This window comes from Rhodococcus sp. PAE-6 (genome assembly GCF_025290685.1).
GTDB lineage: Bacteria > Actinomycetota > Actinomycetes > Mycobacteriales > Mycobacteriaceae > Rhodococcus > Rhodococcus pyridinivorans.
Genome location: NZ_JAOCLZ010000110.1, coordinates 1 through 318, shown reverse-complemented (window position 1 = coordinate 318; position 318 = coordinate 1). Strand labels below are relative to the sequence as shown.

Annotated in this window: 1 protein-coding gene; it reads right to left on the bottom strand. The window is 56.3% G+C overall.

From position 1 onward, the window contains the following. Positions 1–259: alpha/beta fold hydrolase (locus tag NVV99_RS26440; protein ID WP_369011268.1), on the bottom strand; the 259-nt coding region annotated here is incomplete at its 3' end. Positions 260–318: the final 59 nt, after the last annotated feature.

The following is a 318-nucleotide window of genomic DNA, read 5'->3' as shown; positions in this document are numbered from 1 at the left end:
TCAGCGGGAGACCAGTCTCGCCCTGACCGAGTTTGTCGACCGCGAGGACACGGCCGTACTCGCCGAAATCCTCTAGAGCGTTGCCCCAGGATTCAATTCCGAGCGGTACGAAGAACCCGAAATGCCCCCCATGGATGAGGAGGATCGGATCCTTGTCCTGACCGTCGTCGAAATAACGCGTCTGAACCCCTCTCACATCGACGGTATGGAGCTTCTGGGTGATTGAAGAGCTTGGCAAGGGTAACGCCTTTCTGTGCACGATAACGATTGAACAATTCATCGCAGTTCGACCCCTACCGACGTGGTAGTTCTGGCCAG